This is a genomic window from Streptomyces melanogenes, assembly GCF_014649795.1.
In the GTDB taxonomy this organism is placed as follows: Bacteria; Actinomycetota; Actinomycetes; order Streptomycetales; family Streptomycetaceae; genus Streptomyces; species Streptomyces noboritoensis.
The window spans coordinates 489,637-504,272 of sequence record NZ_BMTS01000001.1 but is presented as its reverse complement, the minus strand read 5'-3'; the positions used below and the strand labels follow the sequence as shown (position 1 = coordinate 504,272).

Here is a 14,636-nt window from a genome sequence, read left to right as displayed (position 1 = left end):
CGCAAGGGCGGGAACCGGACAGCCGACGACGGCTGTCCTACTCACCGCAAGTAGCGGGCCTTTCACGCCACAGTGATGTTGTTCGGTCGGCAGGGGGAGACATGTCCGGTTATCCGTCCCGGCTGGACCGGCGCGCCGAACAGCGCGACCGCCGCAACGCGTCGGCCGTCGCGGCCTATCGGCGTGCGGCCCGGGGCTGCGGCCCGCTGGCCAACCCGCGCCGGGAGGTGGGGTACTTCTCCGTGCTGCGCACGGGTGACCGGATCTCGCTCACGGCACTGGTCACCGCGACCGCCCTGGCCGACGTCGTCTTCATCGGCTGGCTCCTCCTGCCCGAGCACGTGCCCGGCCCCGGGGTGACAGGCCTGGGCGGGTGCGGACTGTGTCTGGCCCGGGTCGGGTTCTGCCTGGTCATCGCGGTCGAGACGATCAAAGTCGTGCAGGCGGTGGCGATCTGGGTGTTCGCCTTCCGGGCGCGCGACCCCATTCCCATGACCCCGCCGGGCAAGCTGCGGGTCGCCATGCTGACGACGATCGTGCCGTCCAAGGAGCCGCTCGCCGTGGTGCAGCGGACGCTGCGGGCCATGCTGGAGGTGGAGCGCTGGGACTGCGCGGTGGACGTGTGGATCCTGGACGAGGGCAACGACCCGGCCGTACGGCAGATGGCCGCGCGCCTCGGCGTCCACCACTTCAGCCGCAAGGACCGGCCCGAGTACAACCAGTCGTCCGGTCCCTTCCGCGCCCGCACCAAGTCCGGGAACCACAACGCGTGGCGCGCCGAGCACGAGAGCCGGTACGACGTGGTCGCGCAGATGGACCCGGACCATGTGCCGCTGCCGTGCTTCCTGGAGCGGACCCTGGGCTACTTCCACGACCCCGACACCGCGTTCGTGGTCGCCCCGCAGGTGTACGGCAACGCGTACGACAACTGGGTGGCGCACGGCGCCTCCGTACAGCAGTACCTGTTCAGCAGCATCGTCGAGCGGGGCGGCAACGGCCTCGGCGCGCCCCTGCTGATCGGCACCAACCACCTCTACCGGGTGGCCGCCTGGCGACAGATCGGCGGGTACCAGGACTCGATCATCGAGGACCATCTGACGAGCATGCGGGTGCACGGGACGCCCAACCCCGCCACCGGCAACGGCTGGAAGGGCGTCTACACGCCGGACGTGGTGGCCGTGGGCGAGGGGCCGACGACCTGGACCGACTACTTCAACCAGCAGAAGCGTTGGGCGTACGGCATCTGGGAGATCAAGCTCAACCCCCGGCTGCGGCAGGGCATCCGCCTCGCGCCCCGCCAGCGGCTGCTGTACGACCTGGTGCAGTTCTACTACCCGAGCATCGCGGCGAACCTGGCGCTCGGCACGCTCGCCACCGCGCTGTACATGCTGCTCGGCGTGTCGTCGATCCAACTGCCCGGGCTGCCCTGGTTCCTGCTGTGGTCGGCGGGCATGGCCGGGTCGTTCGCGCTGTGGCTGTGGCTGCGCCGGTTCAACCTGGCCGAGCACGAGCGGCGCGAGATCGGCACGGCGGGCCTCCTGCTGACGCTGTTCGCCGGGCCGGTGTACATCGCCGCCGCGGTGAACGCGCTGCTGCGGCGCCCGCTCGCGTACGTCGTCACCGCCAAGGGGGAGCTGCGCAGCTCCGAGTCGCCGCGCACGTTCCGGCTGCATCTGATCTGGACGCTGCTGGCCGGGGGCCTGCTGGTGGTCAGCTTCCTGCACCACCACGACTACACGGGCATGCGGATCTGGACGCTGCTGTGCCTGGCGGCCGGGTCGGCGCCGCCGCTGCTAGCGCTGGCCGAGGGCGTCTCCACGCGGCTGCGTACGGCGAGGGCCGAGCAGTGAGGCTCACCGCGCCCCGGGTGCTCGCGCTGCTCTGCGCCGTCGTCCTGTGCTGGTACACCTTCCAGGTGGCCCCGGACCTCGCGGACCGCCCCCGCCGTGCGGCGGCAGCCCGCGCGGACGCGGTACTACCCCCGACGACGCGACTGCCGGCATCCAGGTCGCCTCACCCCACCACACCGTTCCCCGCCCCGGGAAGGGCGTTCCTGGGCGTCTTCACCTCCCAAGGCACCCACGACTTCACCGAGGCCGCCGACTTCACCCGCCAGACCGGGCACCGACCGCAGGTATTCGAGTTCTCGGCCGACTGGGCCCACGACCGCTTCGACGCGGCGGCCATCGACCGGGTGGCCGAACGGGGCATGCTCCCCATGGTGGCCTGGGAACCATGGGACCACGCCAAGGAAGCCAAGGAACCGAAACTGCGAGGCGAACAGCCGACGTACCGCCTCTCCCGGATCACCGACGGCGCCTTCGACACGTACGTACGCTCATGGGCGCGCGGCATCGCCTCGCTCGGCTACCCGGTGGCCATCCGCTTCGCCCACGAGATGAACGGCTACTGGTACCCGTGGTGCGCGCAGTCCAACAGCAACAGCCCTGGCGAGTACATCCGTGCATGGCGCCACATCCACCAACTCTTCGACGCGGCGGGCGCGCACAACGCGGTGTGGGTGTGGAGCCCCAACGTCAGCTACACCAACTCCACACCGCTGCGCAGCCTGTACCCCGGGGACGCCTACGTGGACTGGGTGGGCCTGTCCGGCTACTACGGCACCGTGGGCAAGGAGAACTACCAGTCCTTCGACGCCCTCTTCACCCCCACCCGCACCGAACTGCGCCGCTTCACCCACAAGCCCCTCGTCATCACCGAGGTCGCCGCCACGGACGCGGCCGGCCGCAAGGCCGAGTGGATCACGGGCATGTTCCACTCCCTGCCCCGCCACCGCGACATCATCGGCGTGATCTGGTACCAGGCGGTAAAGGAAATCGACTGGCGCGTGGGCACGTCCCCGGCGTCGTCGGCCGCGTTCACAGCGGGCGCCTCGGCCGCGCGGTATCAGCAGCGGTGGGAGCCGGGCATGACGGCGCGGTTGCGTTGAGCCCACCCAAACCCCCAACCCCCAAGACGCTGAGACATGTAAGTGAGACGGAAGGCCATTCTGGCGCTCGTTCGATCTCCCTAATGTTGGGGACATCAAGCAGGGCACACACCGCGTCGGGCGTCGAGTCGGGCGGGGACTTGTGCGGACTTAGGGAGAGTTATCGTGCGTGCAGTGATTCAGAAGTCCTTCGGTGGGCCCGAGGTTCTTGAGGTTGTGGAGGTCGAGCGGCCCAAGCCGCTGGGGGGTGAGCTTCTCGTGCGGGTGCGTGCCAGTGCGATCAACCCGGTCGACGTAGCCGTTCGGTCCGGGGCCTATCCGCTGCTCGGGGAGCCGCCGTTCGGTGTCGGGTGGGACATCTCCGGTGTGGTGGAGGAGGCCGGTCCGGGCGCCCGGTTCAAGGTGGGGGACGAGGTGTACGGGATGCCGTTCTTCCCGCGCGCCGCCAACGCGTACGCCGAGTACGTGCTGGTGCCGTCCCGTCAGGTGGCCCGTAAGCCCGCCTCCGTCGACCACGTGCACGCCGCCGCCATTCCGCTCGCGGCGCTCACCGCCTGGCAGGGGCTGGTGCAGGCGGCGGGTGTCAAGGAGGGGGACCGGGTGGTGATCCACCGGGCGGCCGGTGGGGTCGGGCACTTCGCGGTGCAGATCGCCAAGGCGCGCGGCGCCCACGTGATCGCCCTCGCCAGTGCGGCCCGGCACGAGTTCCTGCGCGACCTCGGCGCCGACGAGGTCATAGACAACCGCGCCACCGACCTCGCGGAGGCTGTCAAGGACGCCGACGTCGTCTTCGATTCCGCTGCGCAGGGGGACCTTCTGGTGGGGTCGGTGCGGCCCGGCGGCACCCTCGTCTCCATCCTTCAGCACGGCGACGCCGAGCTCGCCGCGCGTGTCGAGGCGGCCGGGCGGCGCTTCGCGGGCATCTCCGTCGAGCCGGACTACGCGGCGCTGGAAGCCATCGCCGAGCTGGTCGACGCGGGTGCGATCCGGCCGTACGTGGAGGAGACGTTCCCGCTGGAGGAGGCCGGCAAGGCGCATGAGCTGGTCGGCGCCGGACACGTACAGGGCAAGATTGTCCTGACGGTCTGACCGACGGACCACCGGGGAGGGCGAGGCCGGATGGACATCCTCACCGAGGCGCTGGCCTCGATGCGCACGGGGCACCCGGCGTCCGTACGGACCAACGGCCGCGCCCCCTGGGGCCTGCGACTGCCGGCGGTCGCGGGCGCCGGGTTCCACGTGGTGCTGTACGGGACCTGCTGGCTGGTCCCCCTGGAGGACGCGCCGCCGCACCTCAAGCCGATCCCGCTGAACCCCGGCGACGTGGTGTTCCTGCGCGACGGGCGGGGCCACATCCTCGCCGACCACCCCGCCACCGTGGCCGAGGAGGCCAAGGCCGAGCAGTGCGACGGGGGTTCGCCGATCGGCTCGGTCACGGTCGGCGGCGAGGGCCCCGAAACGAGCCTGCTCTGCGGCAACTACCACCTCGACCAGGGCCGCGCGCACCCGCTGGTGCACCAGTTGCCCGAGGTGATCCACCTGCAGACGCGGCACGGCCGCCACCCCGAACTGAGCGCCGCAGTCCAGCTCCTCGGCTCGGAGCTGGAGAACCCGCGGATCGGCTCGGACGGCATCGTGCCCACGCTGATCGACTCGCTGCTGCTCTACATCCTGCGGGCCTGGCTGGAGGAGCAGCCTCCGGCCGCGGCCCGGGGCTGGGCGGCGGCCCTGGGCGACTCGGCGGTGGCACCGGCCCTGTCGGCCATCCACGAGGACCCGTCGGCCCCGTGGACGGTGGAGTCGCTGGCCGAGCGCGCCGGTCTGTCCCGGGCCGCGTTCGCCCGGCGGTTCGCCACGCTGGTCGGCGAGCCGCCGATGGCGTATCTGACGCGCTGGCGCATGACGACGGCCGCGCGACTGCTGCGCGAGACCGACGCCCCGCTCACCTCGGTCGCGGCGCGCACCGGTTACGGCTCGGAGTTCGCCTTCGCCAAGGCGTTCAAGCGCGAGTACGGTGTGGCTCCCGGCGGGTACCGCCGTCAGACCAGGGCGGCCTGATCACTAGTCGTTGCCACCCGTTGGGACACCGGCCGCCGCGAACGGGAACCATACGTCGGTCAGTTGCTCCGACACCTCCCACAGCCGGCGCCCGGTCTCGGCGGAGGCCGCCTCGGCGGACAGCTCCACCCGGGTGGGTCCGCCGCGCAGCTCGCCCCTACCGTCAGGCCCGATGAACTCACCGCCCCGCACGTCCGGCGCGGTCGCCGCGTACAGCTGGGGCAGCGAGCCCTGGTCCGGGCGCTGGGCGAGCGGGGTGAGGATGCGGCCGAACAGCAGCTTCACCAGGCCGACGGGCGCGCTCGTCTGGAGGTTGGTGGCCGTGTACCCGGGGTGGGCGAGCACGCTGCGCACCGGGCTGCCCGCCTCGGCGAGACGCCGCTGGAGTTCGTGCCCGAACACGGCGTTGGCGAGCTTCGACTGGTCGTAGAACACCATGGGCGAGTAGCCGCGCTCCCCGGCGAGGTCGTCGAACCGGATGCGGCCTTTGCGGTGGTTGACCGAACTCACCGTCACCACACGGGGATCGCGCCCGGCGGCCAGCAGGTCGAGCAGCAACCCGGTGAGGGCGAAGTGGCCGAGGTGGTTGCAGGCGAACTGCAGCTCGTGGCCCTGTGCGCTGAGCGAGCGGGGCGGCGCCATCACCCCCGCGTTGTTGACGAGCACGTCCAGCCGCGCGTGGTCGGCCCGCACCCGCAGCGCGAAGGCTCGGACCGAGTCCAGGTCGGCCAGGTCGAGTCGGCGCACCTCCACCTGCGCGTCCGGCTGCTCGGCGGCGATCCGCGCGACCGCCGCCCGCCCCTTCTCCACGTCCCGTACGGCCAGGATCACTTGCCCGCCCCGGCGGGCCAGCGCCCGGGTGGTGGCGAGGCCGAGGCCGCTGTTGGCTCCGGTGACGACGAACACCCGGCCGGTCTGGTCGGGGATCTGCTCGGTGGTCCAGCGCTGCTTCTGCGTCATATGGCATACGCTGCCGTTCATGGCACTCGGTGTCAAGACGCTACTGAGTGACACACGCGGCATGGCGTTACCATGGCCGGGTGAGCACCCGTCCCGAAGTCAGCCTGGCCCAGCGCAAACGTCAGCTCGTCGCGAACGAGCTGACCGAAGCGGCGCTCCAACTGCTGGCGTCGAAGGGGTTCGACGCGGTCACCATCGACGAGATCGCCACCTCGGCGGGCGTCTCCAAGCGCACGTTCTTCCGGTACTTCGCGTCCAAGGAGGACGTGGTCGTCCAGTTCCTGGCCGACATGGGCACCGGCATCCGCGCGGAACTCGCGGCCCGCGCCGCCGGGGAACTCCCTTCCGTGGCGCTGCGGCATGCCGTCTCCGTACCGCTGGACGAGTGCGCGGGCCACGCCGACCGGGCCCTGCGCGTGGTCCAGTTGATCCTGCGCACCCCCGCCCTGAACGCGCGCTTCCTGGAGCACCAGGCCCAGTGGCGCGACGACCTGACGGCGGAGCTGGCACACCGCCTCGGGCTCGACCCCGACACCGACCTGTATCCGCCGCTTGCCGCCGGTATGACGTTGACCGCCTTCGACGTGGTACTGCGGCGGTGGAGCGACAGCGACGGCGGCGAGGACCCGGCCGAGCTGATCCAGCGGGCCTTCGTCGTGATCGCCCCGGCGCTGGACACGGTCGTACGGAAGTAGCCACCGGGCCACGGGCGGTCCTCCCCGACCCCTGGCATGGCGTGCGCCGCAGCGGGCAGGATGAGGCGGCCATGACACACCCGTCCGGTGTCGATCCGAAAGGGACCCGTCTCGTGCTCCGTAAGCCGTACGCCCTGCTCGCCGCTGCCGCCCTGCTGCCCCTCGGCGCGGCGACGCAGGCCGCAGCCGCCGCCCCTGCCGCCCCCGGGGCCGCGACCGCCTGCACGTACACGCCGGCCGTGCCCGCGGACAACTTCAAGGGGATACCGGTCTTCGACCCGGTCAAGGCCGCCAAGCCCTACAGCGCCACCCTCCGCACCGGCCAGGGCGCCATCACCTTCCAGGCGCTCACGGACAAGGCCCCCTGCACCACGTACTCCTTCAAGTTCCTCGCCCAGCGGGACTACTTCAACCGCTCGCACTGCCACCGGCTGACCACGGCCCGGATCTTTGTGCTCCAGTGCGGCGACCCGACCGGCACCGGGAGCGGCGGCCCCGGCTACTCCTTCCCCGACGAGAACCTCACGGGTGCCACCTATCCGGCGGGGACGGTGGCGATGGCCAACGCCGGGCCGAACACCAACGGCAGCCAGTTCTTCTTCGTCTGGAAGGACACCAAACTCTCCCCGGCCTACACACCGTTCGGGAAGGTCACGGCCGGTCTCGACGTGCTCCAGAAGATCGCCGCGGGCGGCGAGGACGACCAGAACGGCCCCGGTGACGGGTTCCCGACGCTGCCGGTGAACATCAAGCGCGTACAGATCAAGAACCGGTAGCACGGGGATGGCCCCGCCTTCCGCGGGTGGGGGGCGGGGCCATCGTGCGGGCACTACCGGGTCAGCAGGGCGTCCGCAACGCCGACCGGGACCGGGGCGTAACCCGCGGGCCGCGTGGTGAAGGTGCCCCGGCCCTGGGTGCGACCGCGCAGCCGGGACGCGTAGCCGAACAGGTCGGCCAGTGGCACGGTCGCGGTGACCACCGCGGTGCCCGCCCGGGCGGTCGACCCCGAGACCCGGCCGCGCCGGGCCGCCAGATCACCGAGGACCGCGCCCACCGCGCTGTCCGGCACCGTGACGGTGACCTCGATGACCGGCTCCAGGAGCGCCATCGCGCTCGCCCGCAGGGCCTCGCGCAGCGCGAAACGGCCCGCCGTGCGGAACGCCATCTCCGAGGAGTCCTTGGAGTGGGTGGCGCCGTCGGCCAGCGTGACTCGCAGCCCGGTCACCGGGTGGCCGCCGAGGGGGCCCTCGGCCAGCGCGTCCCGGCACCCGGCCTCGACCGCGTGCACGTACTCCTGCGGCACCCGGCCACCGGTGACGGCCGAACGGAACACGAAACCGTCAGCGGCCTCGGCGGCCGCGTCCAACGGCTCCACGTCGAGCACGACATGGGCGAACTGACCTGCTCCTCCTTCCTGTTTGACGTGCCGGTACAGCAGTCCGGACACCCCGCGGGCGACCGTCTCGCGATAGGCGACCTGCGGCTGTCCGACGTTGAGCTCGATGCCCTGGGCGCGGCGGATCTTCTCCACCGCCACCTCCAGATGCAGCTCGCCCATCCCGGACAGCACCGTCTGCCCGGTCTCGGCATCGGTCCGCACCACCAACGAGGGGTCCTCCTCGACCAGTTGGGCCAGCGCCGAGGCCAGCCGGTCCGTGTCGAGGCTCCTGCGGGCCTCGACCGCCACCGACACGACCGGGGTCGCGACGGACGGCGGTTCGAAGACGAGCGGCGCGTCCGGTGCGCACAGCGTGGCCCCGGCGCGGGCCGACTTGGGCCCGATCACGGCGACGATGTCCCCGGCCACCGCCCGGTCCACCTCGGTGTTCCGGTCGGCCTGTACGCGCAGGATCCGCCCGATGCGCTCGGTGCGCCCGGCCGTGGCGTCCAGCACGGTGTCCCCCTTCTCGACGGTTCCGGCGTACACCCGTACGTAGGTGAGGCGGCCCGTGGCGGTCGCGGTCACCTTGAAGACCAGACCGGCGAAGGGCGCGGCCGGGTCGGCGGCCCGCTCCCGTACCTCCCCGTCCAGGGTGCCCCGTACGGCGGGCACGTCCAGCGGGGACGGAAGGTAGGCCACCACGGCGTCGAGCAGCGGCTCGATCCCGCGGTTGCGGTAGGCCGAGCCGCACAGCACGACCACGCCCTCGCCGCCATGGGTGAGGTCGCGCAGTGCCGCCGCCAAGGTCGCGTCCCTCAGGGCCACCCCGGCGCAGAACTCCTCCAGGGCGACCGGGTGGAGCTCCGCCACCGCTTCTTCGAGCAGCCGTCGGCGCCGCCCGGCCTCCTCGCGAAGGTCTTCGGGGACCGGGCCCTCCTGGTACGCCTCGCCGCCCGCGCCCCAGACGAGCGCACGCATACGGACCAGATCCACGACGCCGGTGAAGCCGTCCTCGCGGCCGATCGGCAGTTGGACGACCAGCGGGACCGTGCGCAGCCGGTCGCGGATCGACGCGACCGCCGTGTCCAGGTCGGCCCCGGCGCGGTCCAGTTTGTTCACGAACGCGATCCGGGGCACCCGGTGCCGGTCGGCCTGCCGCCACACCGACTCGCTCTGCGGCTCGACGCCCGCGACCGCGTCGAACACCGCGACGGCGCCGTCGAGCACGCGCAGCGAGCGTTCCACCTCGTCGGAGAAGTCGACGTGGCCCGGTGTGTCGATGAGGTTGATCCGGTGGCCGTCCCAGTCGCAGCTCACGGCCGCGGCGAAGATGGTGATGCCGCGGTCGCGCTCCTGCGGGTCGAAGTCGGTGACGGTCGTGCCGTCGTGGACCTCACCCCGTTTGTGGGTGGCGCCGGTCGCGTACAGGACGCGTTCGGTGACGGTGGTCTTGCCCGCGTCGACGTGGGCGAGGATGCCGAGGTTCCGTATGACGGTCAGCGGACGGGTGGGGTGGGTTCGGAGGTTGGTGCGCACGACCCGGGGCCTTTCAGGATGAAGCGAAAATGGGCAGCGCGATTCCGCGACGGGACGAAGAGGACCGGATCCTGGATCCGGGCAAGGGAAATCCCTGATGCGGCATGGGCTGCCTAGGTGGCATCAAGGTCGTGACCAGGCCGTCCGCACATGACTCAGGTGCGGACAGGGGTCAGGAGTTCGTCGCGGGCATCCGGTGGCGGCCGCGCAGCCGTCACCGGGAGGGCGTGGACACCAGGATCACGTCGTACCGCGACGGGGAGACGACGACAGCGGTGTGCTCACACATGCCGGGCTCCCCTCAACTGGTCGACTCGCGGCCCGGGTTCCCGTGGCCGCTTCGGTGTGAGTGTAGTGAGGCGGGTAGGTTGCCGACACTGGATTTCCCCGAGGGTGGGAGCACCCCCGGGTGGCCCGACTTCGCCGTACACCTACATGGTTTCAACCATGGCCATTGACGAGCAGTCAGATCCACCACGACTCTCTCGACAGGGGCGGGCCACCACAGCGCGACGACGACGCCGACGGGCCAACCCGTGCGGACACGGCGGCCTCCCACTCCCACAAGAACGAAGGACGGTTGCGATGAAGCAGGTCAAGCAGCCCACGACCGGGATGAAGAAGTTCAGAATCCGCAAGACCGGTCCGGTCCGGCTGACGAGCGGTACGTCCGTCTACGACTGGTGGTGCTGAGCACCAGGGCACGGCGTGTGCGGTCCGCCGACACCGGGCCGCACACGCCCGTTTCCGCGAGGGGAGGGCCGTGGAAGGCGTCCGTGTCGCACTCCATCCGCTGACCTTCGTCGAGGAGGGCGAGGACGTCGTCATCGGCCGCTTCGACATCGACTCCTTCGCGGTGTTCCCCGCCGACGCCGCCGCCGTGGTCGGCTGGCTGCGCGACGGCGCCACGATCGCCGAGGCCGCACGCCGTTACACCGCCGCGTACGGCGAGGAGGCCGACATCGAGGACCTCGTCGACACCCTCGACGAGCTGCGGTTCGTCCGCCGGGACGACGAGGCCGGACCGTCACCCGACACCCCTCGGAACGTCCCGCTCCAACGCCTGGGCACCGCCGTCTTCTCGGCACCCGCCCGGGTCCTGTACGCCGTACTCGTCGTGGCGGCCGCCGCCGTGGCCGTCCGCCACCCCCAGCTGCGCCCCGGCCCGTCGAAGGTGTTCTTCACGCCCTCACTACTTCTGGTCGAACTCGCCTCGTTCCTGGGCCAGTTCCCCGGCATCGCCCTGCACGAGTCGTTCCATGTGCTGGCGGGACGGCGGCTCGGGCTGCCCAGCCGGCTCAGCCTGGGCCGACGGCTGTACTTCGTGGTGTTCCAGACCACCCTGGTCGGGCTGATGGGGGTGCCGAGGCGCAAGCGCGTCCTGCCGGTCCTGGCGGGACTCCTCGCCGACGCCCTGGTCGCCTCGGTGCTCATCCTGGCGGCGGAGGCCGATCTGCTGGCGCACGGCGAGGTGACGGTGTGGGGCGGTCTCGCCCTCGCGCTCGCCTTCGGCGCGCTCATGCGGATGGCCTGGCAGTGCCTGTTCTTCCTGGAGACGGATCTGCACCACCTGTTCGCCCACACCCTGGCCCTGCCCGACCTCCAGGAGCTCGCGCGGGCGTATCTGCGCGAGCGGACCGCCTGGCTCCCCCGCCGTCGCCGCACCGCCGAGGCAGCCGTCTCCGCCCGGGCCACGGACCGCGAACTGGCCGTGCTGCGCTGGTACGTTCCGCTCCTCGTCGTCGGCAGTGTGCTGCTGTGCGTCCTCGCGGCGACGGCCGCGCTGCCCGTCCTGGTCGGCTTCGCGACCCGCTTCCACTCCGCCCTGTCCTCCGGGTCCCTCGGCCACGGCTTCTGGGACGCGGCGGTCGCCGCACTGATCATGTTCACGCAGTTCGGTGTGGCCGCGTGGATAGCGGTACGGGACCGGCTGCGCCGGGCCGCCGCCGCGCGGACCGCCCTGTCACCCGGCAAGACCGGCCACCGGGCCGGATGACCGCCCCCATCGGCTCAGAAGGAGAAACGGCGTGCGTGAGGCGACGGCACACCTGTGGATCACCGGCCCGAACCGGGCCGCGCGCGAGGCGGCCGCCGCGCTGCCCTTCCCGGACCCGGTGAGCGTGGACTGCCACCGCGGGCTGCGCGGCCCGTACACCGGCGCGGGCGAGCTCATGCGGCTGCTGGTGCCGCGCACCCACGGGCGGGGCCCGCTGCCCGGCGGCACCCGGCTCTCGATCCTCGCGGCCGCACCCGAACTCTCCGCCCTGCTCGGGGCGCCGGAGCCCACCCTCACCTCCGCCGCCCCGCCCGGCGAGCGCACCCGCTGGTACGGCCACGAGCGGACCCGGCGCATCGCCAACGGCCTGGTGGACCACCTCGCCGCCCACCCCGGCCCGCCGCTCACCCTCGTCTTCCACGACGTCCACGAGGCCGACGCGACGGACGCGGAGTTCCTCGGCATCGCGTTGCGCCGACTGGACCCCGCGCGCGTACGGATCGTGGTGTGCTCCGACGACGACACACCCGGCTCGTCCCTCGCCCCCGCCACGGCCGCCGAGCTGCGCCGCCGCGCCGAGCACCGCGAGGCCCCGGCCGTGCCCGACACGTACCGGGGGGAGTTCGTCGGCACCGACGGAACGGGCGAACCCGACGACCTCTACCGCCAGTTGGACCCCGCCGCCCGTGCCAAACTCCACGACAGCCGCGCCGACGAGCTGGAGGCATCGCCCGTGTGGTCGTGGCGGCTGGGCGCCGTCCCGTACCACCGGGCACACGGCAGCTCGCCCGACGCGGGGCACGCGGCCTGTGAATCCGCCGTCGCATACTGCCTGGGCATGGGGTACTACACCGCCGCCCTGGAGCTGACCACCCGCATGGACGACCTCCTCAGTCCGGACGCGCCCTGGTCCACCCGCTACCGCCAACTGCGCCAGCGGGGCCTGTGTCTGGCGCTCCTGGACCGCCCGGCCGAGGCGGAGGCCGCGTACTACGACGTGCTGGCGCGCACCACCGACCCCAAGGTGCACACCACCGTCAGCTACGCGCTCTCGGTCCTGTTCACCCGGCTCTACGACGCGCCCCGCAAGGACCACGTCCGGGCGCTCGCCCACATCAACACCGCCATCGCGTTCATCGACCAGCTCCCCGACGCAGAGGACCGCGCCTTCCACACCGCCTTCATGCACAACGGGAAGGCGCTCGTCACCATGCACCTCGGCGATCTGCCCGAGGCGCTGCGCCTGGTCGACACCGCCCTGGCGGCGGTCGAGGACGGTCTGGCGCCCGGCCGCCACCACCTGCACAAGTCGGTCCTGCACCACAACCGCGCCCAGCTCCTGGCCCGGCTCGGCCGGGGCGAGGAGGCCCTTGAGGAGTACGAGCGGATCGTCACCCAGGACCCGAACCACCCCGAGTACCGCTTCGACCGGGCCGTCCTCCACCACCAACAGGGGCGATTCGAGGCGGCGTTGGCGGACTACGCGGAGGTGGAGCGGATCAGTCCGCCCTTCGCCGAGCTGCACTACAACCGGGGCGACCTCTACAGCGCGGCGGGCGGGGGCGACGCGGCGGCCGAGTTCGCGCGGGCCCTGGAGCTGGAGCCGACCCGTACGGACGCGCGGATCGCCCTCGCGGAGCTGTGGTTGGACGACGAACGCGCCGCCGAGGCCGCCGAACTGGCCCGCGAAGGGCTCGTCCTCTCCCCCGACGACCCGTCGCTGCTCTGCGTCCAGGGGACGGCGCTGCTCGCCCTGGGCACGGCCGAGGTGGCCCTGCACAGCCTCGACCGTGCCCTCGCAGTGGATCCTTCAACCCCCGGGGCGCACGCCAACCGCGCCTCCGCCCACCTCGCCCTCGGCCACCACGAAGAGGCCCTGCGGGACCTGACGACGGCGCTCGCGCTCTCGCCCGAGGACCCCGACCTCCTCCACAACCGCGGATACGTGCACGAGAGCGCCGGGCAGTGGGCGCGGGCCCTGGACGACTACACCCACGCCCTGGAGCTGCCCGGCGCCGACCGCGAGGCGCTGGAGGAGCGCCGGTCGGAGTGCCGCGAGCGGGTGTCAGCCGAGGGGTGACGGACCGGTTCCGGCGGGATACGGATAGGACTGGAAGTCGGCGTCCTGGCGCTCGATCCCCCTCGGCAGCCAGTACGCCGCCTGCTCGACGACCGTACGGGGAGACAGCGGGGGGTTGGGCGACGACGTCGACGGTTTGGCGATGCTCTGGAGCGCCCAGGCGAAGCCCAGCAGCGGACCTATCTCCTCCCACCGCCGCCGGTCGATCCCGAGCAGCGCCATCGCCCGGGCGTACACGTGCCAGGCGTGGTAGCCGGCCTCCCCGTTCATGGTGTGCACGGAGAGCGCCGGCTCCGGGCGGCGCGGGTCGTACAGCGTGCCCTGTCCGAAACCGGCGAACGCGGTGACGAGCCGGGGGTCGCGGCGCCGGTAGAACCGGTCCACGACACCGAGCTGGACCTCCGAGAGCAGGCGTAACTGCTCGGCGATCGGCTCCATCCAGTCGCGGAACGTGCCCGGGTAGCCGGGTTGGTTGTATCTCGTGACCCAGGCCTGGATGACCGGCGCCTCAAGCCCGCCCGCGTACGTTCTGATCGCCGTATAGGCGTCGTCCAGCTCCTGCGAGCGGTGGAACAGGGTGGTGTCGTCGAGTACGTACCAGAACTCGTTGGCGAGGCGGTCGCCCCGCATTCCGGGGACCGGCGGCAGGTGTCCGCCGCTTTCCGCGGCGCGCGCGCCGCCGATGCCGCCGATCCCGGTCCCCGCGACCACGGTCGCGGCGAGCGCCGCCCGCAGGGTCTGCCGCCGCCCGATGCGGTGGATTGCCATGGTTCCCCCTCATGGTGTCTACGTGTCCGCCCACGCTAGGCGGGCGCACCACCACACCGCCAGAGACCGGGTGCGGTCCGCTCAGCGGAACACCGCCTGGGCGGGCGGCGGTGCGGATGCGACGCTCAAGTGCGGCCGGAGCAACGGCCGTTGATGTTGTTGAGCCCGGGCAGCAAGGCGTCCGAGCGCAGTCGCATACGGGGGACACATGG

The 14,636-nt window shown here is 72.0% G+C and carries 11 protein-coding genes; 8 read left to right on the top strand and 3 right to left on the bottom strand.

The genetic code is table 11. From position 1 onward, the window contains the following. The first annotated feature begins 101 nt into the window (after positions 1-101). The 4 genes from IE252_RS02255 (at position 102) to IE252_RS02240 (ending at position 5,008) form a co-directional block, all read left to right on the top strand. Positions 102-1,850: a glycosyltransferase family 2 protein gene (locus tag IE252_RS02255; protein ID WP_190087499.1), complete on the top strand. Its 1,749-nt coding sequence runs from the start codon at positions 102-104 to the stop codon at positions 1,848-1,850. Next, positions 1,847-2,950, top strand: coding sequence for a glycoside hydrolase family 26 protein (locus IE252_RS02250; RefSeq protein WP_190087498.1), 1,104 nt, complete (start codon positions 1,847-1,849; stop codon positions 2,948-2,950). The genes IE252_RS02255 and IE252_RS02250 overlap by 4 nt, the downstream gene beginning before the upstream one ends. 165 nt (positions 2,951-3,115) lie before the next feature. Further along, on the top strand, positions 3,116-4,039 hold the full coding sequence (locus tag IE252_RS02245) for an NADP-dependent oxidoreductase (RefSeq protein WP_190087497.1): 924 nt from the start codon (positions 3,116-3,118) through the stop codon (positions 4,037-4,039). Between the two features lie 30 nt (positions 4,040-4,069). After that, positions 4,070-5,008 (top strand): AraC family transcriptional regulator, encoded by a 939-nt coding sequence (locus IE252_RS02240; protein WP_190087496.1) that lies wholly within the window; start codon positions 4,070-4,072, stop codon positions 5,006-5,008. Positions 5,009-5,011: 3 nt separating this feature from the next. On the opposite strand, the gene IE252_RS02235 is transcribed toward IE252_RS02240, so the two are convergent. Then, complete coding sequence (locus tag IE252_RS02235; RefSeq protein ID WP_190087495.1) at positions 5,012-5,968, bottom strand: oxidoreductase; 957 nt, start codon at positions 5,966-5,968, stop codon at positions 5,012-5,014. A gap of 80 nt (positions 5,969-6,048) precedes the next feature. On the opposite strand from IE252_RS02235, the gene IE252_RS02230 reads away from it, so the two are divergent. Both IE252_RS02230 and IE252_RS02225 read left to right on the top strand, forming a co-directional pair. After that, positions 6,049-6,663, top strand: a complete 615-nt coding sequence (locus IE252_RS02230) for a TetR family transcriptional regulator (protein ID WP_190087494.1) — start codon at positions 6,049-6,051, stop codon at positions 6,661-6,663. Positions 6,664-6,776: 113 nt separating this feature from the next. Next, the gene (locus IE252_RS02225) at positions 6,777-7,439 is read left to right on the top strand and encodes a peptidylprolyl isomerase (protein WP_229847859.1); all 663 of its coding nucleotides are present in this window, start codon (positions 6,777-6,779) and stop codon (positions 7,437-7,439) included. Between the two features lie 53 nt (positions 7,440-7,492). Here IE252_RS02225 and fusA read toward each other — a convergent pair whose 3' ends face one another. After that, positions 7,493-9,580: an elongation factor G gene (gene fusA / locus IE252_RS02220; RefSeq protein ID WP_190087492.1), complete on the bottom strand. Its 2,088-nt coding sequence runs from the start codon at positions 9,578-9,580 to the stop codon at positions 7,493-7,495. Positions 9,581-10,343: 763 nt separating this feature from the next. On the opposite strand from fusA, the gene IE252_RS02215 reads away from it, so the two are divergent. Both IE252_RS02215 and IE252_RS02210 read left to right on the top strand, forming a co-directional pair. Continuing rightward, a complete protein-coding gene (locus IE252_RS02215; RefSeq protein WP_190087491.1) occupies positions 10,344-11,576 on the top strand; it encodes a hypothetical protein in 1,233 nt (410 codons plus the stop codon). Between the two features lie 31 nt (positions 11,577-11,607). Then, the gene (locus IE252_RS02210; RefSeq protein WP_190087490.1) at positions 11,608-13,656 is read left to right on the top strand and encodes a tetratricopeptide repeat protein; all 2,049 of its coding nucleotides are present in this window, start codon (positions 11,608-11,610) and stop codon (positions 13,654-13,656) included. Here IE252_RS02210 and IE252_RS02205 read toward each other — a convergent pair. Continuing rightward, positions 13,642-14,424 (bottom strand): hypothetical protein, encoded by a 783-nt coding sequence (locus IE252_RS02205; RefSeq protein ID WP_190087489.1) that lies wholly within the window; start codon positions 14,422-14,424, stop codon positions 13,642-13,644. The genes IE252_RS02210 and IE252_RS02205 overlap by 15 nt on opposite strands. Positions 14,425-14,636: the final 212 nt, after the last annotated feature.